Source organism: Pseudomonas promysalinigenes, from assembly GCF_014269025.2.
Lineage (GTDB): Bacteria > Pseudomonadota > Gammaproteobacteria > Pseudomonadales > Pseudomonadaceae > Aquipseudomonas > Aquipseudomonas promysalinigenes.
Map to the genome: position 1 here is coordinate 58,969 of NZ_CP077094.1, position 22,507 is coordinate 81,475.

At 61.1% G+C, this 22,507-nt stretch carries 22 protein-coding genes; 12 read left to right on the forward strand and 10 right to left on the reverse strand.

Annotated features, from left to right (window positions below):
- Positions 1-7: 7 nt before the first annotated feature.
- Genes HU725_RS00305 through HU725_RS00315 form a run of 3 tightly spaced genes read left to right on the forward strand, consistent with a single transcriptional unit; the run spans position 8 to position 2,594 of the window.
- Entirely contained in the window at positions 8-1,087 is a 1,080-nt protein-coding gene (locus HU725_RS00305; RefSeq protein WP_186476069.1) for a COX15/CtaA family protein, read from the forward strand.
- On the forward strand, positions 1,072-1,965 hold the full coding sequence (gene cyoE, locus HU725_RS00310; protein ID WP_186476068.1) for a heme o synthase: 894 nt from the start codon (positions 1,072-1,074) through the stop codon (positions 1,963-1,965). The genes HU725_RS00305 and cyoE overlap by 16 nt, the downstream gene beginning before the upstream one ends.
- Positions 1,962-2,594 carry an SCO family protein gene (locus HU725_RS00315; protein WP_060479048.1) on the forward strand — a complete coding sequence of 211 codons (633 nt, stop codon included), beginning with the start codon at positions 1,962-1,964 and terminating at the stop codon, positions 2,592-2,594. The genes cyoE and HU725_RS00315 overlap by 4 nt, the downstream gene beginning before the upstream one ends.
- A 158-nt stretch (positions 2,595-2,752) precedes the next feature.
- Here the strand turns inward: HU725_RS00315 and HU725_RS00320 are convergent, their stop codons facing one another.
- From HU725_RS00320 to HU725_RS00330, 3 genes are all read right to left on the reverse strand, one after another.
- The gene (locus HU725_RS00320; protein WP_186476067.1) at positions 2,753-3,523 is read right to left on the reverse strand and encodes a MetQ/NlpA family ABC transporter substrate-binding protein; all 771 of its coding nucleotides are present in this window, start codon (positions 3,521-3,523) and stop codon (positions 2,753-2,755) included.
- Between the two features lie 64 nt (positions 3,524-3,587).
- Positions 3,588-4,259: a methionine ABC transporter permease gene (locus HU725_RS00325; protein WP_060479046.1), complete on the reverse strand. Its 672-nt coding sequence runs from the start codon at positions 4,257-4,259 to the stop codon at positions 3,588-3,590.
- Positions 4,259-5,266, reverse strand: coding sequence for a methionine ABC transporter ATP-binding protein (locus HU725_RS00330; RefSeq protein ID WP_060479045.1), 1,008 nt, complete (start codon positions 5,264-5,266; stop codon positions 4,259-4,261). Before HU725_RS00330 ends, HU725_RS00325 begins: the two co-directional genes overlap by 1 nt.
- A 225-nt stretch (positions 5,267-5,491) precedes the next feature.
- Here HU725_RS00330 and katE point away from each other — a divergent pair, with 225 nt between their 5' ends.
- Complete coding sequence (katE, locus tag HU725_RS00335; RefSeq protein ID WP_060479044.1) at positions 5,492-7,621, forward strand: catalase HPII; 2,130 nt, start codon at positions 5,492-5,494, stop codon at positions 7,619-7,621.
- A gap of 77 nt (positions 7,622-7,698) precedes the next feature.
- Here katE and HU725_RS00340 read toward each other — a convergent pair whose 3' ends face one another.
- The 4 genes from HU725_RS00340 to zur form a co-directional block, all read right to left on the reverse strand.
- A complete protein-coding gene (locus tag HU725_RS00340; RefSeq protein WP_186476066.1) occupies positions 7,699-8,406 on the reverse strand; it encodes a PA5502 family lipoprotein in 708 nt (235 codons plus the stop codon).
- Positions 8,407-8,533: 127 nt separating this feature from the next.
- A complete protein-coding gene (gene znuB, locus HU725_RS00345; protein ID WP_060479042.1) occupies positions 8,534-9,316 on the reverse strand; it encodes a zinc ABC transporter permease subunit ZnuB in 783 nt (260 codons plus the stop codon).
- The gene (znuC, locus tag HU725_RS00350; protein WP_060479041.1) at positions 9,309-10,082 is read right to left on the reverse strand and encodes a zinc ABC transporter ATP-binding protein ZnuC; all 774 of its coding nucleotides are present in this window, start codon (positions 10,080-10,082) and stop codon (positions 9,309-9,311) included. The genes znuB and znuC overlap by 8 nt, the downstream gene beginning before the upstream one ends.
- On the reverse strand, positions 10,079-10,564 hold the full coding sequence (zur, locus tag HU725_RS00355) for a zinc uptake transcriptional repressor Zur (RefSeq protein ID WP_060479040.1): 486 nt from the start codon (positions 10,562-10,564) through the stop codon (positions 10,079-10,081). Before zur ends, znuC begins: the two co-directional genes overlap by 4 nt.
- 66 nt (positions 10,565-10,630) lie before the next feature.
- Here zur and HU725_RS00360 point away from each other — a divergent pair, with 66 nt between their 5' ends.
- Positions 10,631-11,539, forward strand: coding sequence for a zinc ABC transporter substrate-binding protein (locus HU725_RS00360; RefSeq protein WP_225915508.1), 909 nt, complete (start codon positions 10,631-10,633; stop codon positions 11,537-11,539).
- Between the two features lie 87 nt (positions 11,540-11,626).
- Here the strand turns inward: HU725_RS00360 and HU725_RS00365 are convergent, their stop codons facing one another.
- Together HU725_RS00365 and HU725_RS00370 are read right to left on the reverse strand one after the other, a co-directional pair.
- A complete protein-coding gene (locus tag HU725_RS00365; protein WP_186476065.1) occupies positions 11,627-12,577 on the reverse strand; it encodes a homoserine kinase in 951 nt (316 codons plus the stop codon).
- Between the two features lie 71 nt (positions 12,578-12,648).
- A complete protein-coding gene (locus HU725_RS00370) occupies positions 12,649-12,936 on the reverse strand; it encodes a DUF2782 domain-containing protein (protein ID WP_027917186.1) in 288 nt (95 codons plus the stop codon).
- 74 nt (positions 12,937-13,010) lie between these two features.
- On the opposite strand from HU725_RS00370, the gene polA reads away from it, so the two are divergent.
- Positions 13,011-15,758, forward strand: coding sequence for a DNA polymerase I (polA, locus tag HU725_RS00375; protein WP_186476064.1), 2,748 nt, complete (start codon positions 13,011-13,013; stop codon positions 15,756-15,758).
- A 383-nt stretch (positions 15,759-16,141) separates the two neighbouring features.
- On the opposite strand, the gene yihA is transcribed toward polA, so the two are convergent.
- A complete protein-coding gene (gene yihA, locus HU725_RS00380) occupies positions 16,142-16,774 on the reverse strand; it encodes a ribosome biogenesis GTP-binding protein YihA/YsxC (protein ID WP_027917188.1) in 633 nt (210 codons plus the stop codon).
- Between the two features lie 193 nt (positions 16,775-16,967).
- Between yihA and HU725_RS00385 the strand changes: the two genes are divergently transcribed.
- The 6 genes from HU725_RS00385 (at position 16,968) to HU725_RS00410 (ending at position 22,461) form a co-directional block, all read left to right on the forward strand.
- On the forward strand, positions 16,968-17,270 hold the full coding sequence (locus HU725_RS00385) for a c-type cytochrome (protein ID WP_186476063.1): 303 nt from the start codon (positions 16,968-16,970) through the stop codon (positions 17,268-17,270).
- 31 nt (positions 17,271-17,301) lie between these two features.
- The gene (locus HU725_RS00390; protein WP_060480217.1) at positions 17,302-17,919 is read left to right on the forward strand and encodes a c-type cytochrome; all 618 of its coding nucleotides are present in this window, start codon (positions 17,302-17,304) and stop codon (positions 17,917-17,919) included.
- Positions 17,920-18,072: 153 nt separating this feature from the next.
- Positions 18,073-18,708 carry a thiol:disulfide interchange protein DsbA gene (dsbA, locus tag HU725_RS00395; RefSeq protein ID WP_186476062.1) on the forward strand — a complete coding sequence of 212 codons (636 nt, stop codon included), beginning with the start codon at positions 18,073-18,075 and terminating at the stop codon, positions 18,706-18,708.
- Between the two features lie 11 nt (positions 18,709-18,719).
- Entirely contained in the window at positions 18,720-19,574 is an 855-nt protein-coding gene (locus tag HU725_RS00400; RefSeq protein WP_060480215.1) for an endonuclease/exonuclease/phosphatase family protein, read from the forward strand.
- Positions 19,575-19,672: 98 nt separating this feature from the next.
- Positions 19,673-21,619 (forward strand): GGDEF domain-containing protein, encoded by a 1,947-nt coding sequence (locus HU725_RS00405; protein WP_186476061.1) that lies wholly within the window; start codon positions 19,673-19,675, stop codon positions 21,617-21,619.
- Positions 21,620-21,684: 65 nt separating this feature from the next.
- Positions 21,685-22,461: an N-acetylmuramoyl-L-alanine amidase gene (locus HU725_RS00410; protein WP_186476060.1), complete on the forward strand. Its 777-nt coding sequence runs from the start codon at positions 21,685-21,687 to the stop codon at positions 22,459-22,461.
- Positions 22,462-22,507: the final 46 nt, after the last annotated feature.

Sequence of the window (22,507 nt, forward strand, 5' to 3'; positions counted from 1 at the left end):
GCCTGCCATGGCCAGACCTGGATTCCGCCTCGCTGTTTTCGCCACCTTGCTGGCACTGCTGGTCGTTCTGCTCGGGGCCTACACGCGGTTGACCCACGCCGGGCTTGGCTGCCCCGACTGGCCCGGCTGTTATGGCTTTATCAGCGTACCCAAAAGCCAAGCGCAGCTTGCCCATGCCGAACAGCACTTCCCTGATCATCCGGTGGAAGAGGCCAAAGGCTGGGCTGAGATGGTGCACCGCTATTTCGCCGGTACTCTGGCGGTGGTGATCGCTATCCTGGCGGTGCAGGCCGTGCGCCGGCATGCTCATGATGGCCAGCCTTACCGCCTACCCGTGTTGCTGTTAGGGGTGGTGCTGGCGCAGGCTGCGTTTGGCATGTGGACCGTTACCCTGAAGTTATGGCCGCAGGTGGTCACGGCACACCTGCTTGGCGGCTTTACCACCCTTAGCCTGCTGTTCCTGCTGTCTCTGCGTCTATCCCGGGCCTTTGCGCCCTTGCCGAAGTTGCCGCTCAGCCTCAGGCGCATAGCGGCGCTGGGCTTGCTGGTGGTGATCGGCCAGATAGCCTTGGGGGGGTGGGTCAGCGCCAATTACGCAGCGGTTGCCTGCATTGACCTGCCCACCTGCCATGGGCAGTGGTGGCCTGCGGCAGACTTCAGCAATGGCTTTCACCTGACCCAGCACGTTGGCCCCAACTACCTGGGTGGGCAGCTGGACAGCGACGCGCGCACCGCCATCCACATGAGCCACCGCCTGGGCGCCTTGCTGGTGACCTGTGTGCTGCTACTGCTGAGCTGGAAGCTGCAGCGTTGTGGCCTGCCGGGTTTGGCGCGGTTGGTCCTGCTGGCGCTGGCCGTGCAGATCGGCTTGGGGCTGAGCAACGTGCTGTTCCACTTGCCGCTGGCTGTGGCTGTGGCGCATAACGCCGGGGGTGCGCTGCTGCTATTGAGCATGGTGCTGGTGAACTACCGCATTCGTGTGGTCGACAAGGTGCGGGCTGGGGTTGGCCATGGCTGGCGGTTACGACCGGTGGCCGGGGTCGGTATCACCCATCACATGAGGAACGATTCGTGGCGACGCTTCTGAGGACGAAGGGTGCGAGCTGGCGCGATTACCTGGAGCTGACCAAGCCGAAGGTGGTGGTGCTGATGTTGATCACTTCGCTGGCGGGCATGTTCCTGGCGACCCGTGCTGGGGTAAGCCTCAGCGTGCTGTTGTTCGGTAACCTGGGCATCGGCCTGTGTGCCAGCAGCGCAGCGGTGGTCAACCATGTGGTGGACCGGCGCATCGATGCGCTGATGGCACGTACCCACAAGCGGCCATTGGCCCAGGGCCGGGTTGGCCCGGTGTCGGCTTTGCTGTTTGCCCTGGCTCTGGCGCTGCTTGGCATGGGCTTGCTGCTGACATTCACCAACGCGCTGACGGCCTGGCTGACCCTGGCCTCCTTGCTGGGTTACGCGGTGCTTTACACCGGCTTTCTCAAGCGCGCCACACCGCAGAATATCGTCATCGGAGGCCTGGCTGGCGCCGCGCCGCCCTTGCTGGGCTGGGTTGCGGTAAGCGGCCATGTCAGTGCCGAGCCCCTGCTGCTGGTGCTGATCATTTTCGCCTGGACACCCCCGCACTTCTGGGCCCTGGCCATCCACCGCAAGCAGGAGTACGCCACGGCCGAAATTCCGATGCTGCCAGTGACCCATGGTGAGCGTTACACCAAGCTGCATATCCTGTTGTACACGCTGATATTGCTGGCGGTGAGCCTGCTGCCCTACGCCATTCACATGAGCGGCCCGTTGTATCTGGCTTGTGCCCTGGCATTGGGCCTGCGCTTCCTGCATTGGGCCTGGGTGTTGTACCGTGGCAGCCGGCCGCACGCGGCGATCGCTACGTTCAAGTACTCCATCGGCTACCTGTTCGCGCTGTTCGTCGCGTTGCTCGTTGACCACTACCTATTGCTGAATCTATGACTCGAACCCAGAAAACCGTCTTCATCCTCGTTGCCTTGGTCGCGCTGATCATGGGCCTTACCGTCAACAAGGTGCTCAGTGGGCGCGGCCAGGCCAACCCGGCCGAGCTGATCGACGCAGGCATCATCTTGCTGCCGCAAAGCCGCGCAGTGGCTGATGTAACCATGACCAATCAGAATGGCCAGCCGGTGCAGATGGACGAGCTCAAAGGCAAATGGTCACTGCTGTTCTTCGGCTACACCTACTGCCCGGACATCTGCCCGACTACCCTGGCCCAGCTGCGCCAGGTCAAGAGCGAGCTACCCAAGGAGGCCGTGGACCGGTTGCAGGTGGTGTTGGTAAGCGTGGATCCGAACCGCGACACGCCTAATCAGCTGAAACAGTATCTGGGCTATTTCGACAAGGATTTCGTCGGTGTGGCCGGGACCATAGACGATACCCAGAAGCTGGCCAATGCCCTGAGCATTCCATTCATCCCCGCAGACACCAGCAAGCCTGGGTACACGGTCGATCACAGCGGGAACCTGGCAATCGTCGGGCCGGATGGGCGTCAGCGTGGGTTCATTCGTGCGCCGTTCAACAACCAGAAGCTGGTGGCGCAGTTGCCTGGGCTGGTAAAGCGAGACTGAGTGGTTTTCGAGCGTTTCGCGGGTAAATCCGCTCCCAACGGGCTAGGGGCAAGCTTGGAGATAAGCCAACCTGTGGGAGCGGTTTGAGCCGCGAACACGGGCATAGCCCGTGCCGTACATTGCGTCGAACGCTTAGCGGGTAAACAAGCGCGTTCGGTTTAGAACGCAGGCACTACTGCGCCTTTGTACTTCTCGTTGATGAACTGCTTGACCTCAGGCGAGTGCAACGCCGCTGCCAGCTTCTTCATGTCTTCGGAGTCCTTGTTGTCCGGGCGCGCAACCAGGATGTTCACGTACGGCGAGTCGCTGCCTTCGATGGCCAGCGCGTCCTTCTCCGGGTTCAGCTTGGCTTCCAGCGCATAGTTGGTGTTGATCAGGGCGGCATCTACCTGAGTCAGCACGCGCGGGATGGTGGCCGCTTCCAGCTCACGGAACTTGATGCTTTTCGGGTTCTCGGCCACATCCTTCACAGTGGAGAGGATGTTCTTGTTGTCTTTGAGTTTGATCACCCCAGCTTTGTCCAACAGCAGCAGGGCACGGCCACCGTTGGTGGCGTCGTTGGGAATGACTACGGTGGCCCCAGAAGGCAGCTCGTCCAGCTTCTTGAGCTTGGTGGAGTACACGCCCAGTGGTTCGATGTGCACGCCCGTCACGCTGACCAGATCGGTGCCCTTGGCTTTGTTGAATTCATCCAGGTACGGCTGGTGCTGGAAGAAGTTGGCGTCCAGGCGTTTTTCGGCAACCTGCACGTTCGGCTGGATGTAGTCGGTGAACTCCTTCACCTTCAGGTCCACGCCCTCTTTGGCCAGCTGGGGTTTGACGAAATTGAGAATCTCGGCGTGCGGCACCGGGGTGGCGGCCACGGTCAGGGTATCGGCGTGGGCCGAAAAGGCCGCAACGGCGGCAGCAACAGCAAGCAGCTTCTTCATTGATCACTCCTTGTGAGGGCCGCGACGGCCCCCGAACGGGTCGGCTTGGCCGACCCCATTGGGGTTACTTACGGGAAAAATGCACGACCAGTTTGTCGCCCACGCTTTGCAGGACTTGAACCAGCACCAGCAACAGCACCACGGTGACTACCATTACATCGGTCTGGAAACGCTGATAGCCGAAGCGGATGGCCAAATCGCCAAGGCCACCCGCACCCACCACACCGGCCATGGCGGTGTACGACACCAAGGTGATGGCGGTGACGGTAATCGCCGCGAAGATGCCCGGACGGGCCTCTGGCAACAGTGCGCTGGTGATGATCTGGCGGGTAGTGGCGCCCATCGACTGGGTCGCTTCGATGATGCCGCGGTCTACCTCACGCAGGGCAGTTTCGACCAAGCGCGCGAAAAATGGTGTGGCGCCCACTACCAGCGGCGGGATAGCGCCGGCCACTCCCAGGGAGGTGCCGGTGATCAATACGGTGATCGGGATCATCACGATCAGCAGAATGATGAACGGCAGCGAGCGCAGGATGTTGACCACCAGCGACAGCAGTGCGTAAACACCCTTCTGTTCGAACATCTGCTTCGGGCCGCACAGGAACAGCAGCACGCCCAGCGGCAGGCCCAGCAGTACGGTGAAGAACAGCGAGCCGAACAGCATGATCAGGGTATCGACAGTGGCCAGCCAGATTTCGGCCCAGTCGACATTGGCGAAGAAATTCAGAGCGTCCATCAACGCAGTACCTCCATATGTACGTCAGCTGCCGTGAAGCGGGCGAATGCCGCTTCCATGTCCCCACCAATCAAAGCGAGGGTCAGCTGGCCATAGGGGACATCCTTGATGCGGTCGATACGCCCGGCGAGGATGCTGTAGTCCACACCCGTTTCGCGGGCCACGGTCCCCAGCAGCGGCGCGTAGGTGGCGTCGCCCTGGAACGTCAGGCGCACGATACGCCCCGGCACGTGGGCGAAGTCATCACGTTGCTCGCCTTCATCGACCTGCTCGTCTTCCTGGACGAAACGCTTGGTGGTGGGATGTTGCGGGTGCAGGAACACCTCGGCCACCGAGCCTTGCTCGACGATCTGCCCAGCATCCATTACTGCCACGCGGTCGCAGACCCGGCGGATCACGTCCATTTCGTGGGTGATCAGCACGATGGTCAGCTTCAACTCACGGTTGATTTCGGCCAGCAGTTGCAGCACCGATGCAGTGGTTTGCGGGTCGAGTGCGCTGGTGGCTTCGTCGCACAGCAGAATCTTCGGGTTGGTGGACAAGGCGCGGGCAATGCCTACACGCTGCTTTTGCCCGCCCGAAAGCTGAGCCGGAAACTTTTTTGCATGATCCGACAGGCCCACGCGCGCCAGCAGCTCTGTGACACGTTTGTCTATCTGGCTGCGCGACAGCTCACCGGCCAGGGTCAGCGGCAGCGCGACGTTGTCGGCGACTGTCTTGGACGCTAGCAGGTTGAAGTGCTGGAAAATCATCCCGACCTGCTGGCGGAAGCCGCGCAGCTGATTGGCGTTGAACGCCGTAACGTCCTCGCCGTCGACGATGATCGTGCCCCCGGAAGGCTCTTCCAGGCGATTGATCAGGCGCAGCATCGTGCTTTTACCGGCACCGGAATGGCCTATCAGGCCGAATACCTGGCCATCTTCGATGGTCAGGGTGGTCGGATTCAGTGCGGGGATTTCCCTACCGGCGACGCGGTAGGTCTTGTGTACGTTTTGGAACTCGATCACGTAGCGAACCTTGTGGGGCGCATGGAATTTGGGTCAGCGGTTGGCTGGGTCGCGCATTTTAGCCTTTTCCCATAGCTGTTCTTAGCATTTATTTCGTATTGGACCAATGCTTCGGGCATATGGCGACAATCGGTATTTCAGATTGAACGCTCGGTGAAGGGTTCCAGTCACTACTAGAACTAGCCCGCCCAGGGCACGCCTGAAGACTGACGAGGAGAACCGATCATGCCCAGCAAGAAGCCGGATACGCCCAAGCACAGCGAGGCGGCAGGTACTCAAACCCCTGACCGGGCCAATACCAATGCCAAATTGCAAAGCCTGGAGGCTTTTCGCAGCGACGCCACAGGCCAGGCGCTGCGCACCAATCAGGGAGTGAAGATTGCCGACAACCAGAATAGCCTGAAGGCCGGTGCCCGCGGCCCCTCGCTGCTCGAAGACTTCATCATGCGTGAGAAGATTACCCACTTCGACCACGAGCGCATCCCTGAACGTATCGTCCACGCCCGCGGGACCGGCGCCCACGGCTACTTCCAGAGCTATGGTTGCCACGCCGAACTGACCAAGGCCGGCTTCCTTCAGGACCCTGAAAAGATCACCCCGGTTTTCGTGCGGTTTTCCACCGTACAAGGGCCGCGTGGCTCTGGCGATACGGTGCGAGATGTACGCGGCTTTGCCGTCAAGTTCTACACCGATGAAGGCAACTTCGATCTGGTTGGCAATAACATGCCGATCTTCTTCATCCAGGACGCGATCAAGTTTCCCGACTTCGTGCATGCGGTCAAACCCGAGCCGCACAACGAGATGCCCACCGGCGGTTCAGCCCATGACACCTTCTGGGATTTCGTTTCGCTGGTGCCTGAATCTGCGCACATGGTGATGTGGGCCATGTCCGACCGCGCCATCCCACGCAGCCTGCGTATGATGGAAGGCTTTGGTATCCACACGTTCCGCCTGATCAACGCACAGGGCGTGGCCAGTTTCGTCAAGTTCCACTGGAAACCACGCCAGGGCGTGCACTCAGTATTGTGGGACGAGGCGCAAAAGCTTGCGGGGAAAGACACCGATTATCATCGCCGCGACCTTTGGGAGGCCATCGAGACTGGCGATTATCCAGAGTGGGAACTGGGGGTGCAGATCGTGCCCGAGGCCGACGAGCACAAGTTCGACTTCGATTTGCTCGACCCGACCAAGCTCATCCCCGAAGAGCTGGTGCCCGTCACCCTGCTTGGCAAGATGGTGCTCAACCGTAACCCTGACAACTTCTTCGCCGAAACCGAGCAAGTGGCTTTCTGCCCAGGCCATATCGTGCCGGGCATCGACTTCACCAACGACCCACTGCTGCAAGGCCGTTTGTTCTCCTACACCGACACCCAGATCAGCCGCCTGGGTGGGCCGAACTTCCATGAAATCCCGATCAACCGCCCGGTCGCGCCCAACCATAGCGGCCAGCGCGATGCCATGCACCGCATGACCATCGACAAAGGCCGTGCCTCTTACGAGCCCAACTCTATCGATGGTGGCTGGCCCAAGGAAACCCCACCTGCCGCACAGGACGGCGGTTTCGAGAGTTATCAAGAGCGTATCGACGCGCACAAGATCCGCCAGCGCAGCGAATCGTTTGGCGATCACTTCTCCCAGGCCCGGCTGTTCTTCAACAGCATGAGCCCTACCGAACAGCAGCACATCATCAAGGCCTATAGCTTTGAACTGGGCAAGGTAGAGCGCGAATACATCCGCCAGCGCGAAGTGGACGAGATCCTGGCCAACATCGACCTGAAACTGGCGGCGGCCGTAGCGGCCAACCTGGGCTTGTCGGCGCCCAAGCAAGGGTCTGTCGCGGTCAAGGAAAGCAAACTCAAGCAATCGGCTGCCCTCAGCCAGATGAACCACCCCGGTGATGTGGGCATCAAGGGGCGCAAGATTGCAGTGCTGGTGACCGATGGCGTTGATGGCGCCAGCGCAGACAAGCTGATCAAGGCGCTCGAAGCACACAGCGCTCGACCTATGCTGTTGGGGCCGACCTCGGCGCCGGTGAAAACGGCAGATGGCAAGCAGCTGACGGTGGATGCGTCCATGGAAGGCATGCCGTCGATCATGTTCGATGGCATTGTCGTGCCCAAAGGTGCGGACAAGGGGCTGCTTTCGAGCGGGTTGTCCAAGCACTTCCTACTCGAAGGCTACAAGCACCTCAAGGCGATGGTGCTGACCAAGGACCTGCTCACGGGGCTGGGGCTCAAGGAAGACAAAGGCCTATTACTCGGTGACGAGCAGAAAACCCTGGATGCCTTCGTCAAAGCGGTTGAAGGGCATCGAGTGTGGGAGCGCGAAGCCGCGGCTGAAGCGGTACCAGCCTAAATGGACCAAGGCCACCCTTACAGGATCTGTAAGGGCGGCCTTTTATCGCCAAATCCAGGGCAGCATGCCCAAGGTACTCAGCGCTGATGCGGTACTAGCACCACTTGGGCTGGCATCGAGCGTTGGATCTCATGTTTCTGCTTGAGCTCGAAGCTGCTGTCTAGCTTGTGCACACGCTTGGCCAGCAAATTCTTCAACCAGGGCGCGTCCTGCGTGCGCGGTACCTGGAAGACCACGTCGCAACCATAATTGACTACGTCTTTAGCGATGTCGTCGAGTTGGCGGCGCATGGCTTGGATATCAGTGGTTTTCAGTGCAATGACCGTGCTTGGTGCCGTAGGGTCGATCACTCGCGCCTGGGGCTTGGCTTCGGCGGCCTTCAACGCCGCCTCGGCCTTCTCCAGCTCGGCCTTGCGTGCCTGGCTTACGGCGTCACCGCCGGTGACGGCCGGCGCCTGTGGCATCAGCGCTCGTGCCCGCGCGAGGGCGGTGGCGGCGGCATTGACATCGCCCTTCTGCAGCACGATCTGGCTACGCGCCAGATAGGCTTCGGCCAACTGGCGTTGGTTTTGCTCCAGGCGTGGGTCATCAGGTGACTGCGCTTGTAGGGCGGTCAACTGGTCTTCGGCGGTGGCCAGCTCATTGCTGGCGATGCTCTGTTGCAGCTGCTGCCAGGCATCGACTTGGGCAGGTGCATCGGCCTGTTCGACCGGCGCGCTGGAGCAAGCGGCCAGGAGCAGGGAAAACGCGGCAACAAGCAGATAACGGGATGCGAACGGCTTCATTCCTGCGACTCTCTATTTGCGCAAAAAGCGAGCAAGTCTACACCCAGGTGCGCACGCTCGAAAATAAGTCTTACAGACCCTTTACCTGGGAAAAGGTTGCAGGGTACACCGGGATGTACCCTGATCGTCAGCGTTTGGGCAGGGCCAGGCTCAGCAAGAATAGCACTGCAGCGCAGACCACGATCGATGGCCCGGCAGGGGTGTCCTTGAACCAGGACATGGCCAGGCCACCGCAGACGGCAGTGATGCCCAGCAGGCTCGCGCCCAAGGCCATCTGCTCGGGCGAGCGGGCGTGACGCTGAGCGGCCGCAGCGGGGATGATCAGCAGCGAGGTGATCAGCAGCACGCCGACAATTTTCATGGCCACGGCAATCACCACGGCGATCAGCAGCATCAGCGCCATACGCAGGCCCGCCACCGGCAGCCCTTCGACCATGGCCAATTCTTCGTGCACAGTGATTGCCAGCAACGGCCGCCATAGCAGCGCGAGCAGCACTAATACCAACGCGCTGCCGCCCAGGATCCAACCCAGGTCACTGGTGCTTATGGCCAGAAGATCGCCGAACAGGTAAGCCATCAAGTCGATGCGCACGTCATGCATGAAACTCAGCACCACAAGGCCCAGTGACAGGGTACTGGGGGCGAGGATGCCGAGCAGCGTGTCGGAGGCCAGCGGCTGACGTTGCTGCAAGGTCACCAGCAGGATCGCCAGCAGCAGACAGCCCACGGTCACGGCCAAGGCCGGGCTCACGTCCAGCACGAAGCCCATGGCCACGCCCAACAGTGCGGCATGTGACAGGGTGTCGCCGAAGTACGCCATGCGTCGCCACACCACGAACGATCCGAGCGGGCCCGCCACCACTGCCAGAGACAAACCCGCAAGCAAGGCGTAGAGAAGAAAATCAGCCATGCTTGCAGTGCTCTCCGTGAACATGGGTGTTGGGCGCAATCACCGAGCCGTGCAGGTCGTGACTGTGGTCATGATGGTGGTGGTAGACGGCCAGGCTCGGCGCGTTCTGGCCGAACAGTTCAACGAAGGCCGGGTCGTTGCTGACTTGCTCGGGGTGGCCCGAGCAGCATACGTGGCGATTCAGGCACACCACCTGATCGGTAGCGCTCATCACCAAGTGCAAGTCGTGGGAAACCATCAACACGCCGCAGCCGTGACGGTCGCGTAGGCGGGTGATGAGGTTGTACAGCTCGGTCTGGCCGACCACGTCAACGCCCTGCACAGGTTCATCCAGTACCAGCAGTTGCGGCTCGCGCAGTAATGCCCGCGCCAGCAGTACGCGCTGCATTTCGCCGCCGGAGATGGTCTGGATCGGGCTGTCGATGACCTGCTCGGCGCCTACTTCCTGCAATGCCGACAAAGCCGCCGCGCGGTCGACCCCCGGCACCAGGCGCAAGAAACGCAACACCGAAAGCGGAAGCGTGGCGTCGACCTGGATCTTTTGCGGCATGTAGCCGATGCGCAGCTTGGGCTTGCGCCAGACCTTGCCGCGGTGGGGCTTGAGCAGGCCGAGCACTGCCCGCACCAGGGTTGTCTTGCCGGCTCCGTTGGGGCCTATCAAGGTCACGATCTGGCCAGGCGCCACGGCCAAATCTATGCTGTCGAGCACGGCCTCGCCGCCAAAACTGACGCCGACCTGCTCCAGGCGGATCAGGGCGTCACTCATGCCGCACTCCGGCAGTTGGCACACAGGCCGACGATTTCAACGGTTTGGGTCTCGACGCTGAAACCCACGTCTTTGGCGCTATCGGTGATGGCGCTGCTGATGCTGTCCTGCTCCAGCTCGATGGCCACGTGGCATTCACGGCAAATCAGGAATTGACCCTGGTGAGCGTGCTCGGGGTGGCTGCAACCAATGAAGGCGTTGAGCGATGCGATGCGGTGTACCAGGCCGTTTTCCAGGAGGAAATCCAATGCTCTATATACCGTGGGTGGCGCGGCGCGGCGGCCATCCTGCTCACTAAGCACTGCCAGGATGTCATAGGCGCCCAGCGGTTTGTGGCTCTGCCAAACCAGCTCCAGCACGCGCCGGCGCAGCGCGGTCAGGCGCAGGCCCTGGCGCGTGCACAAAGCATCGGCCTCGGACAAGGCGCTGTGCACGCAATGGGAATGATCGTGGGGACGGTGAGCCAGCGGCGTGATGGACATGGGCAGCGACGGTTCTGGATAGAGACGTTATTATGTTACCTGTTTCTGACGAGTCGAGTATTGATCGTGTCCCGATTCCTAGTGCTTTTTGTCGCTTTCATCGCCTGTTCAGCCCAGGCTGATGTGCGTGTATTGACCAGTATCAAGCCCCTGCAACAGATTGCCGCTGCCGTGCAGGAAGGCGTTGGCAGCCCGGATGTTTTGCTGCCCCCGGGCGCATCGCCACACCACTACGCCCTGCGCCCCTCGGATGTGCGCAAGGTTGGTGATGCCGACCTGTTGTACTGGATCGGCCCTGACATGGAGAGCTTCTTGCCACGTGTGCTCGGTAGCCGTAGCAAGCCCACGGTAGCCCTGCAGTCCCTGGCGGGGATGCAGCTGCGCCATTTCGGCGAGGACAGCCATTCCCACGAGCAGGCCGATCATGACGACCACGATCATGATCATCGCCCAGGCAGCCTGGACGCTCACCTTTGGCTGTCCTCGGTCAATGCCCGGGTGATCGCGGCGAAGATGGCCGCAGACCTGGCGGCGGTCGACCCGGGCAATGCCGCGCGCTACCAAAGCAACCTCAAGGGCTTCACCGAGCGCCTGGATGCACTGGATGCGCGGATCAAGGCGCGGGTGGCCGGTATCGCTGGCAAGCCGTACTTCGTGTTCCATGAAGCCTTCGACTACTTCGAGTCGGCCTATGGCCTGCAGCACACCGGCGTGTTCAGTGTGGCGTCGGAAGTTCAGCCCGGTGCTCAGCATGTGGCTGCGATGCGCAAGCGCCTGCAGGAAGTGGGTAAGACCTGTGTGTTCAGCGAGCCGCCGCTGCGCCCGCGCCTGGCCGAGACGCTGACCGCCGGACTTCCAGTGCGTCTGGCCGAGCTGGATGCCCTGGGGGGCACAGACCCGGTAGATGCCAAGGGCTATGAGCGCTTGCTGGAAAAGCTCGGCGATGGCCTGGCGGGGTGCCTGGAACAGCTATAAGCCTTGGGTTGTTCTTCGGCTGTGAGAGCGAGCGCCGCCCGCGCGGCGCTCGATTTCACAGGCGCTGAAGCCCTCCGGTCGTAAACCTCAAAGGGCAAACGGCAAGTGCAAAGCCACTTCTTGGCGCTGTGCCAGACGCACCTCGAATTCGCTTGGGTCGTGAATCATCACGTCCATCCCGGCAAACGACTCTGCCGCAATCAGCCGCGATAGCCAGAAGCGTACGCAACCGACCCGCAACATCTGCGGCCACAGCTCGGCTTCAGCGGCAGTGAAAGGTCGCAGCGCCGCATAGGCACCCAGCAGCGCTTGGGCACGCGGCATGTCGATCGCACCCTGCTCATCCAGGCACCAGTCATTCACGGTGATGGCGATGTCATACAGCATCGGCCCGGAACAGGCGTTGTAAAAGTCGATCACGCCGGTCAGGTGCGTACCTTCGAACATCACGTTGTCACGGAACAGGTCGGCGTGCAGGTTGGCTCTTGGCAGCGCCAGGATTTGCGCCTTGTGCGCGCGGATCTCGTCCAGCGCCGGTTGCAGCAAAGCCGCCTGAGCTACGCTCAGGCGTGGCAGCAGTTCTTCACCCGCTGCCAGCATCCAGTCCAGGCCACGGTCGGTGCGGCGCTCGATGATCCGTTTGCGGGTAGCCAGGTGAATGTGTGCCAGCAGTTCACCGACCTGGGCGCAGTGCTGGGCATTGGGCGCCTTGATGTGCTTGCCCGACAGCCTGGGTTGCAGCAGCGCAGGCTTGCCGCAGAGCTCGCGCAGGGCATTGCCGTCACGGTCGCGCAGGGCGTAGGGCACCGGCATGTCGGCATCGTGCAGCACGTCTAGCAGGTCGATGAAGAACGGCATGTCCTCGACTGGCCCGCGCTCTACCAACGTCAGGACGAACTCCCCTTGTTCGAGGCTGACGAAGAAATTGCTGTTTTCGGTACCGGCGGCAATGCCCTGGAAGTCGAGCAGACGGCCCAGCTCGTACGGCGCCAGAAAGGTTTCCAGCTCAGGCCGGGTCACGGGGGTGAAGACTGACATGATGAAAAAAAGCCCATACGGGCACTTCCGCCGGGAAGTGCCGGGTTGATGTGAACGGTGCGCGCGTCAGATTACCACTCGAAGATCTTCCAGGACGGAATCAGCATGTCCGGTTGGTCGGAACGAATGAAATTGGCATCAGTGCCATCGGCGCGGACCAGGAAATACGGCTTGCCGTTTTTCGGCGTGATCTTGATTGCATACAGGAAGCCGTTTTGCCGGTATTCCTGGATGGTTTTATCGCCTTCCGTGCGAATGGTCACCTCGGGATCGGCCGAGGGGGCGTCTTCCGCCGCCAGGGTAACGACCGGCATGGTTGCCAACAGGCCGAGCAGTAACAGGCGATTGAGTGTACGCATGATAACCTAGTCCCTTTGTCGTCATTGATCCGGCTATTCTAGCTCCGGACCCGCCGAAAAGGTTGATTCTGCTCATGAGCCAAGCGCCCCTCGTCCTGGTGGACGGTTCCTCCTACCTCTACCGCGCCTTCCACGCCCTGCCGCCGCTGACTACGTCCAAAGGCATGCCGACTGGCGCGGTCAAGGGTGTGCTGAACATGCTCAAGAGCCTGCGCAAGCAATACCCTGACAGCTTGTTCGCCGTTGTGTTCGACGCCAAGGGTGGGACCTTCCGCGATGCCATGTTCGCCGAATACAAGGCCAACCGCCCGAGCATGCCCGAAGATTTGCGAGTGCAGGTCGAGCCCTTGCATGCCAGCGTCAGGGCGCTGGGGTATCCGCTGCTATGCGTAGAAGGGGTCGAAGCCGATGACGTGATTGGCACCTTGGCGCGCAGCAGTGCCACTCAAGGTCGTCCGGTGATCATCTCTACTGGCGATAAAGACATGGCGCAGCTGGTGGACGGCCACGTCACCCTGGTCAATACCATGACCGGCAGCGTGCTGGACATCGCCGGCGTGCACGAGAAATTCGGTGTCGGCCCGGAGCACATCATCGATTTCCTCGCCCTGATGGGCGACAAGGTCGACAACATCCCCGGCGTGCCTGGCGTCGGTGAAAAAACCGCGGTTGGCCTGCTGACGGGTATTGGCGGTGGTTTGAGCGACCTTTATGCCAACCTCGACAAGGTTCCGAGCCTGGCCATCCGAGGTGCCAAGTCATTGCCGGCCAAGCTGCAAGAGCACCGTGACGCGGCGTTTTTGTCCTATGAGCTGGCCACCATCAAGTGCGACGTGCCGCTGGATGTTGAAGTCGAGGCGCTGGTGTGCGGGGAGCCAGACCGCGAAGCACTGCTGGCGCTGTACACCGAAATGGAATTCAAGAGCTGGATCGCCGACATCCAGCGCGATGCGGCCAAGGTAGGCGAGGTGGTCGCCCCAGTCGAAGCGCCAGCTGCGAAGGTCGAGCCTAAATACGAAACCATCCTGGATCAGGCGCGTTTCGATGTATGGCTGCAGAAGCTGCGTGAAGCGCCGCTTTTTGCTTTCGACACCGAAACCACCAGCCTCGATGCTCAGCAGGCGCAGCTGGTTGGCCTTTCGTTCGCCGTCGAGCCCCACGAAGCCGCCTACGTGCCGCTGGCCCACGACTACGAGGGTGCTCCGGCTCAACTAGACCGCACGGCTGTGCTCCTGGCGCTCAAGCCTTTACTGGAAGACCCGACCAAGGCCAAGGTCGGGCAGAACGCCAAGTACGACATCAACATTCTTGCCAACAACTCGCCCGCCATCGAGCTGCGCGGCGTGGCCTACGACACCATGCTCGAATCGTACGTGCTCAACTCGACCGCCACACGCCATGACATGGATAGCCTGGCGCTCAAATACCTCGAGCACTCCACCATCGCGTTCGAGGACATTGCCGGCAAGGGTGCCAAGCAACTGACCTTCAACCAGATCCCCCTGGACAAGGCTGGCCCGTATGCCGCCGAAGACGCTGACATCACCCTGCGCCTGCATCATGCGCTGCAAGCCCGCCTGGCGCAGACCCCAAGCGTGCAGCCGGTGCTGATGGACATCGAAATGCCTCTGGTGCCGGTACTGGCGAAGATCGAGCGCCAGGGTGCACTGGTGGACGCCGCGCTACTGAAGGTGCAAAGCGGCGAACTGGGGGTGAAGATGGCCGAGCTCGAACAGCGCGCCTATGCCCTGGCCGGTGAGGAATTCAACCTCGGTTCGCCCAAGCAGCTGGGGGCGATTCTGTATGACAAGCTGGGCATGCCGGTGCTGAGCAAGACTGCCAAGGGCCAGCCCTCCACCGCCGAGGCGGTGCTCGATGAGCTCGCCGAGCAAGGCTACCCGCTACCCGAAGTGCTGATGCAGTACCGCAGCCTGAGCAAGCTCAAGAGTACTTACACCGACAAGCTGCCGGGGCAGATCAACCCGCGTACCGGGCGCATTCATACTTCCTACCAACAGGCCGTGGCCGCAACCGGTCGGCTGTCTTCCAGCGACCCGAACCTGCAGAATATTCCGATCCGCACCGCCGAGGGGCGACGCATCCGTCAGGCTTTCGTTGCCAGCCCCGGCTATAAGCTGCTGGCCGCCGACTACTCGCAGATCGAACTGCGCATCATGGCGCACCTGGCCAAGGACGAAGGCTTGCTGCACGCCTTCCGTAATGACCTGGACGTGCACCGTGCCACTGCCGCAGAGGTGTTCAACGTGGCGCTTGAAGCGGTCACCACAGACCAGCGGCGCAGCGCCAAGGCGATCAACTTCGGCCTGATCTACGGCATGAGTGCGTTCGGCCTGGCTAAACAGATCGGCGTGGACCGCAAGCAGTCGCAGGACTACATCGATCGTTATTTCGCTCGTTACCCAGGCGTGCTGGCCTACATGGAGCGCACCCGCACCCAGGCAGCGGAGCAAGGCTTTGTCGAAACCCTGTTTGGCCGACGCCTGTACCTGCCGGATATCAACGCCAAGAACCCAGCCTTGCGCCGGGGCGCTGAACGCACTGCGATCAACGCGCCGATGCAGGGCACTGCTGCCGACATCATCAAGCGTGCCATGGTCAACGTCGACAACTGGCTCAGCGATAGCGGCCTGGATGCACGGGTGATCCTGCAAGTGCACGACGAACTGGTGCTTGAAGTGCGTGAGGACCTGGTCGACCAGGTGCAGCATGAAATACGCGCGCACATGAGCAGCGCTGCACAATTGGATGTTCCGCTTGTGGTCGAAGCAGGTATTGGTGCGAATTGGGACGAAGCTCACTGATTGAGCTTGGGAAGCTGTGTAGGATCTGCTGCGTGGTGCCGCAGATCCCGGCATGGCTCTATGCCATTAGTTCCCGAGTTTCATGAAACTATCGCAAATAGTTTTGAGGGCTCAGGAACTAAACCGGTGAAGCGGGACTCAGAGTAACTGAATGGCTGGTGAAGCCTTTCGATGCTCCTATGTTGTGTTAAGTGTTGGCAGATACCTGGACCCCGCCCTAGCGGTCCAGACTTGAACCCCGAACTTCCCCCTCCCCATACGAAGTCCGGGGTTTTTTTTGCCCGCAATTTGTCATCTGGTCTGTAGAGACGCCCCGTGGACACAGCTTGACCCGCAAAAGCGCCGGCCCATAGAGCGTCGCAGTCGCGGGTCCATCTCTGCTATCAAACAGCTGGCTTGTCTTCCAACTCCATCCAATCCGCCAGCACCCGGTACGCCTCTTCAAGGCCCAGACGTTTGGGTGCCGAGAATAACTGGATGGTCACACCATCCCCCCAGCCCTTGCGAATTTCCGACTGCACCTTGAGCAAGGTGTTCTTGCCTGCACCGTGGGTCAATTTGTCGGCCTTGGTCAGCAGGATGTGCATCGGCATGCCGCTGGCTTTGGCCCAGTCGAGCATCATCTTGTCGAAATCGGTCATGGGGTGACGCGTATCCATCATCAGGATGACACCGCGCAGGCATTCGCGGCTGCCCAGGTACGCTTCCAAATGCTTCTGCCAGTGCTGCTTGAGCGGGATCGGGACTTTTGCATATCCGTAACCCGGCAGGTCGACCAATCGCCGTTCATCGTCCAGACTGAAGAAATTCAACAGCTGGGTGCGCCCTGGGGTCTTCGAGGTACGCGCCAGGCTGGCATGAGTCAGGGTGTTGAGGGCGCTGGATTTGCCGGCGTTGGAGCGGCCGGCGAAAGCCACCTCGTAACCTTGATCGTCCGGGCATTGTTCGACCTTGGCTGCGCTGAGGGCGAATTTGGCTTTCTGGCAGAGGCCGAGGATGGGGTTCTTGACTTGCATGGGATATCCGATGTGGGTGTTGCCAAAGCCTAGGCTGGCAAGCGGTGTCGTTTCCGTTTGGATGGCGGAAGTATATAATGCCCCAGTTTTTGTGTGCTCATTCTCCCAGCGAAGGGGAATGGGCATGGGGTGTCGAACAATAGCTCGCGCATCAGAACGCAGCGCGTCCCCCAACCCTGTCAGGTCGTTTCGCATGGCGAAGTGGCTGCTAGCTGTCGGTATGTTCCTGCCGGTTTTCAGCGCACAGGCTACACAGGATCCCGAGGCGTTGTACAACCGCACGTGTGCGGCCTGTCACGCCGGGCAGTTGCCGCAGGCACCCAAGAGGGGTGACACGGCAGCTTGGGAGCCACGGCTGGCGCAAGGCATGGAGCAACTGCTAGTGCATGTTACCCAGGGTTTCAAGGCTATGCCGCCGCGTGGATTGTGCATGGACTGCAGTACCGAGGACTACCGTTCGGTCATTCTTTGGATGAGCGGCAGTCCCGATACATAACATTTCACCCTTAGCCGTGTTGGATTAGCTGATGAACAAACTAGTCGTGAGTCTGCTGTTGACCCTGGGGGTCGCAGGTGCGGCCACTGCTGCAGAACCCCTCAAAGGCGATGCCGCTGCCGGCCAGGCCAAAACTGCCGTTTGTGGTGCCTGCCACAACCCCGACGGCAATAGCCTGGCACCGAACTTCCCGAAACTGGCCGGGCAGGGCCAGCGCTATCTGGAAAAACAACTGCACGATATCAAGTCGGGCAAGCGCACCGTGCTGGAAATGACCGGCATGCTGGCCAGTTTCAATGACCAGGACCTCGCCGACATCGCTGCCTGGTTCGCCAGCCAGAAGGCCAGTGTCGGGGCTGCCGATCCCAAGTTGGTCGACCGCGGCCGCGCGCTGTTCAATGGCGGTAACCTGGAAAAAGGCATGCCCGCCTGTACCGGTTGCCACTCGCCCAACGGTGCAGGTATTGCCCTGGCTGGCTTCCCGCACCTGAGCGGCCAGCATGCGCAGTACGTCACCAAGCAGCTCACTGACTTCCGCGAAGGCAACCGCACCAACGATGGCGATGCCATGACCATGCGCACCATCGCCGGTAAGCTGAGCAATCACGAGATCGAAGCATTGGCCAGCTACATCCAGGGCCTGCATTAACATTCGGTTAATGCTGTAACGCTAAAGATGAAAGGGCGGCGCGGGCCGCCCTTTTTTCTGTCCGCAGCCGTTACACTACAGAACTCGGGCCCTTCGCCACCGGTCTCAGCACAGGTCGCGTCGAGGCGACCAATGAATGCTCAGGAGTTAAGCATGCGTAAACTGATTCTCAGCGCCGCGCTGGTCGCTGCCAGCGTACTCGGTATGACTGCCGTCCAGGCCGCCGAGCCTGCCACTGCCGGCAAGCAATACATCGAGCTGAGCAACCCTGTTCCGGTATCCCAGCCAGGCAAGATCGAAGTGGTCGAGCTGTTCTGGTATGGCTGCCCTCATTGCTACCACTTCGAGCCGACCATCAACCCCTGGGTCGACAAGCTGCCCAAAGATGTCAACTTCAAGCGGGTGCCAGCCATGTTCGGTGGGCCATGGGATGCTCACGGTCAGATGTTCTTGACCCTGGAAGCCATGGGTGTCGAGCATCAGGTTCATGCGGCCGTTTTCGACGCCATCCAGAATCAGCACAAGCGCCTCACCGATCCGAAAGACATGGCCGACTTCCTCGCCACCCAGGGTGTCGACAAGGACAAATTCCTTGCCACTTTCAACTCGTTCGCGATCAAGGGCCAGGTCAATCAGGCCAAGGAGTTGGCGAAGAAGTACGAGATCACCGGCGTGCCTAGCATGGTTGTCAACGGCAAATATCGCTTCGACCTGGGCACCGCCGGCGGGCCGGAAGGTGTGCTGAGCGTTGCCGACCAGCTGATCGCCAAGGAGCGCGCCGCTAAGTAAGCGGCGTAACCATGCGGCGCTTCAGATCCGCGCGTGGCATTGGCCTGCACCAGCCGCAGGTCAATGAGCATCACCTGCAGGCCCCAGGCCTGCCGGAAGATGGACGGCTGCGGCTGCTCAGTTTCAATATCCAGGTTGGCATCAGCACCGAGCGCTACCGGCATTACCTGACCCGCAGCTGGCAGCACCTGCTGCCACATACCGGGCGGGCGGGGAACCTTCAGAAAATTGGCCAGTTGCTCAGCGATTTCGACCTGGTGGCCCTGCAGGAAGCCGATGGCGGCAGCTTGCGTTCAGGCTATGTGAACCAGGTGGAGCACCTGGCTCAATTGGGTGCCTTCCCCTACTGGTATCAGCAGCTCAATCGTAATCTTGGGCGCTTTGCCCAGCACAGCAACGGCGTGCTCAGCCGGCTCAAGCCAAACCAGCTGGAAGACCACCCACTGCCCGGCCCGGCTGGACGTGGCGCTATCCTGGTGCGCTTCGGTGAGGGCGAGGACGCGCTGATCGTGGTCATGATGCACCTGGCCCTTGGCGCCAAGACGAGGGCTCGGCAACTGGCCTATATCCGTGAGCTGATTGGCGGTTATCGTCACCAGGTGCTGATGGGCGATATGAATACCCATGCCACCGACCTGCTGGAGCACTCGCCTTTGCGTGACCTGGGCCTGATTGCCCCGCAGGTCGAGGCCACCTTCCCCAGTTGGCGCCCCCAGCGCTGTCTCGATCACATCCTGCTCAGCTCAAGCCTTACCTTGGAGCGGGTCGAAGTCCTGGCCCAGCCGATTTCCGATCATCTTCCCGTTGCGGTCGAGATCCGATTGCCTGATGCATTGACTGTGGATACGCTGCCGGTCTTGAGCTAGATCAGCTCGATTACGGCCAGCCCTCAAGTGTTTGAGGGAGCCGCCGACAGCGTGTCATTACACAGCCCCCAGATGCATTACCCGTCGCGGATCAAGGCATGACCGAAGAAGCCGAGCGCTGGAAAGAAAAATACTTAAAAAGCATCGAAAAGCAGGAAAAGCTCGAGCGCCGTTGGGATGCTCGCCTTGACCTGCTGCGTCGCGGCCTGGTGCGCAGTACGCTGGCTGCAGAAGGCAGCGACAAGGTCGTGGACCAGTGCATGAAGGAAATGCGTGAGGTCATTCGCAGCGACAACATGGACGCCGGCCTCGCCGGCTTGATCCCGCGCTTGGAAAAGGCTGTGCTGGACTCCGAGCAGCGTCGTGAAACGCGCATGAACCAGGTCAGTGATGCCCTCAACGCGTTGGTGACCCAACTTCAAGGCCTGCCGTTGCCCGGTGACGTCGCCCGCCAATTGAAAAAGTTGGCGAAGAAGCTCGACGGCGGTGTTGCCCAGTCCCGAGAACTGCCGCCCCTGCTGGGTGAGCTCAGTGGCTTGCAGGGCCGCGCCCTTTCCTCTTTGAGCAAAGCCGACGACGAGGCCAGGCCTGGCTTTCTCCAACGGCTGTTTGGCAACCGTGAAAGCGAACCGCAGGCTGAGCGAGAGCAGGTGTCACCGCCCCCCTCGGCCATCGCCTCAGCCGCCGACCCGCAGCCGAGCGGCCCGGTACTGGTTGATTTGCCAGTGCAAGATGCCGATGAGCTTTTGCCGCTTGTACCGCCCGAGGCTGCAACACGAATTGAAGAAACTGCCGACCCCACAGTACCTCAGGCCTACTCGGCACCTGAGCCTGCAGTCGAGCCTAGGGCGGAGCTGCCGCCTGAGCCTGAACGCACCGACCAAGAAGCCCGCGAGCAGCATCAGGCACACGAGCCGCTGGCGCAGTGGCTAGCGGCCCCGGTCGATGACCCGCTCGGGGAAGACGGGCCGTACTCGCTACCCGATGCGGTAGAGCCGCCGTATAGCCAGGTGGCAGCGCACATCGAGCAGACCCTGATCGGCCTGCTGGACGACCTCAGCCTGCCAGAACGCCACAAAGCCCAAGCCTTGCAGATGCGCGAACGGGTGGCGCGCGGGCTCAACTGGTATGAGTTGATCCCGGTGCTGGATGACTTGGCTGTACTGATGCTGGCTATCACCGACAGCGGGCAGCATGAGTTCGAAACCTACTTGCAACAGCTCAATGAACGCCTCGAAGGCTTCCAGAGCCACCTGCACGAAGCCAGTGCAGGCCATGCCGATAACAGCTCCGCCGCCCGCGAACTGGACAGCCAACTGCGCGAACAGGTCGATGGCCTGCAAAGCAGTGTGCAGGGGGCAGTGGATGTGGACAGCCTCAAGCACATTCTTGAAAGCCGCCTGGAGGGGCTGCTTGGCACCATGGACGAGCATCAGCGCGAGCGGGACCGTCGCGAGCAAGAGCTTGCCGGGCGCCTTCAAGGCCTGGCCGAGCGTGTTGCGAGCATGGAACAAGAAGCGCTGGGTTATCGCGAACACCTTGAAGAGCAGCGCCAGAAGGCGTTGATCGACCCGTTGACCGGTTTGCCCAACCGCGCAGCCTGGGCCGAGCAAGTCGAGCGCGAAACTCGTGACTGGCAGGAGCAAGGTGGGCACTTGGCCATGGCCATTCTCGATCTGGATCACTTCAAGCGGATCAACGATAGCTACGGCCACCTGGCAGGCGACAAGGTGCTGAAGATAGTTGCCGACCAATTGCGCAAACGGCTGCGCCCCCGTGACTTCATTGCTCGGTTCGGCGGCGAAGAGTTCGTACTGTTGTTGCCGCAGACCTCGCCGGCGGCGGCTAGCCAAGTTGCTGAGGCAATGCGCGCCGCCATCGAGGCCTGCCCGTTTCACTTCAAAGGCGAGCGGGTTGTCATCACCACTTCAATCGGCCTGAGCGCCTGGCGTTCAGGCGAGCGCGGCGACCAGGTCCTCAAGCGCGCGGATGCGGCGTTGTACCGGGCCAAGGATCTTGGCCGTAACCGAGTCGAACAAAGCTGAGGGGGTAGCCAACCCATGTATACGTTATGCTATTGCATTACTGACTGCTGACTTTGGCTCCCCACATGAAAGCGCTATTTTCCGCCTTGCTGCTAATTGCACTGGCTGGTTGTTCGACCGGCCTGCGCATCGACCGCAGCCACCCCTCTGCCAACCAGGACAACCGTATCCAGTTCGTCGTCCTGCACTACACCAACGCCTCGCTGGAGCGTTCGCTGGCGTTGCTGACCAAAGGCGAGGTCAGTGCGCACTACTTGATTGGCGATGGCCCAGCCACGGTCTACCAACTGGTGGATGAGAATCGCCGTGCCTGGCACGCTGGTGAAAGCCAATGGCAGGGGCGTACCTGGCTCAACTCCAGCTCCATTGGCATCGAAATCGTCAACCCGGGGTTCGATGAAACCGCCAATGGTCGTGTCTGGTACCCCTACAGCGAAGCTCAGGTCCAGTCACTGATCGCTTTGCTCAAAGACATCGTCAAGCGCAACAATATCGAGCCGCGGCACATCATTGGCCACAGTGATATCGCCCCATTGCGCAAGCTTGACCCAGGCCCCTTGTTCCCTTGGAAGCGCCTGGCCGATGCTGGCCTGGGAATCTGGCCCGAGCCCAACGCCGTGGCCCGCCAGCAGGCCTACTTCAACGTCAACCCACCGACCATTGGCTGGTATCAGCAGGAGTTGGCCCGCTTCGGCTATGCCATCGAGCAGACTGGGCAGCTGGATGTCGCCACCCGCCACGTCATAGCCGCGTTCCAGATGCACTTCCGCCCGCAGCGTTTCGACGGGATGCCGGACGCCCAGACTGCAGCCATGCTGGCGGTGCTCAACCGCATGCGATAAGCGCATTGCAGCCGGGCGCCAAACGGCAGAGCCGATTCTCATTCCA

What these genes read in the sequence shown, in the direction of transcription:
- HU725_RS00305 (WP_186476069.1), top strand. Translation starts at nt 8, where the DNA reads ATGGCCAGACCTGGATTCCGCCTCGCTGTTTTCGCCACCTTGCTGGCA.
- HU725_RS00315 (WP_060479048.1), top strand. Translation starts at nt 1,962, where the DNA reads ATGACTCGAACCCAGAAAACCGTCTTCATCCTCGTTGCCTTGGTCGCG.
- HU725_RS00320 (WP_186476067.1), bottom strand. Translation starts at nt 3,523, where the DNA reads ATGAAGAAGCTGCTTGCTGTTGCTGCCGCCGTTGCGGCCTTTTCGGCC.
- HU725_RS00325 (WP_060479046.1), bottom strand. Translation starts at nt 4,259, where the DNA reads ATGGACGCTCTGAATTTCTTCGCCAATGTCGACTGGGCCGAAATCTGG.
- katE (WP_060479044.1), top strand. Translation starts at nt 5,492, where the DNA reads ATGCCCAGCAAGAAGCCGGATACGCCCAAGCACAGCGAGGCGGCAGGT.
- HU725_RS00340 (WP_186476066.1), bottom strand. Translation starts at nt 8,406, where the DNA reads ATGAAGCCGTTCGCATCCCGTTATCTGCTTGTTGCCGCGTTTTCCCTG.
- znuB (WP_060479042.1), bottom strand. Translation starts at nt 9,316, where the DNA reads ATGGCTGATTTTCTTCTCTACGCCTTGCTTGCGGGTTTGTCTCTGGCA.
- znuC (WP_060479041.1), bottom strand. Translation starts at nt 10,082, where the DNA reads ATGAGTGACGCCCTGATCCGCCTGGAGCAGGTCGGCGTCAGTTTTGGC.
- zur (WP_060479040.1), bottom strand. Translation starts at nt 10,564, where the DNA reads ATGTCCATCACGCCGCTGGCTCACCGTCCCCACGATCATTCCCATTGC.
- HU725_RS00365 (WP_186476065.1), bottom strand. Translation starts at nt 12,577, where the DNA reads ATGTCAGTCTTCACCCCCGTGACCCGGCCTGAGCTGGAAACCTTTCTG.
- HU725_RS00370 (WP_027917186.1), bottom strand. Translation starts at nt 12,936, where the DNA reads ATGCGTACACTCAATCGCCTGTTACTGCTCGGCCTGTTGGCAACCATG.
- polA (WP_186476064.1), top strand. Translation starts at nt 13,011, where the DNA reads ATGAGCCAAGCGCCCCTCGTCCTGGTGGACGGTTCCTCCTACCTCTAC.
- yihA (WP_027917188.1), bottom strand. Translation starts at nt 16,774, where the DNA reads ATGCAAGTCAAGAACCCCATCCTCGGCCTCTGCCAGAAAGCCAAATTC.
- HU725_RS00385 (WP_186476063.1), top strand. Translation starts at nt 16,968, where the DNA reads ATGGCGAAGTGGCTGCTAGCTGTCGGTATGTTCCTGCCGGTTTTCAGC.
- HU725_RS00390 (WP_060480217.1), top strand. Translation starts at nt 17,302, where the DNA reads ATGAACAAACTAGTCGTGAGTCTGCTGTTGACCCTGGGGGTCGCAGGT.
- dsbA (WP_186476062.1), top strand. Translation starts at nt 18,073, where the DNA reads ATGCGTAAACTGATTCTCAGCGCCGCGCTGGTCGCTGCCAGCGTACTC.
- HU725_RS00400 (WP_060480215.1), top strand. Translation starts at nt 18,720, where the DNA reads ATGCGGCGCTTCAGATCCGCGCGTGGCATTGGCCTGCACCAGCCGCAG.
- HU725_RS00405 (WP_186476061.1), top strand. Translation starts at nt 19,673, where the DNA reads ATGACCGAAGAAGCCGAGCGCTGGAAAGAAAAATACTTAAAAAGCATC.
- HU725_RS00410 (WP_186476060.1), top strand. Translation starts at nt 21,685, where the DNA reads ATGAAAGCGCTATTTTCCGCCTTGCTGCTAATTGCACTGGCTGGTTGT.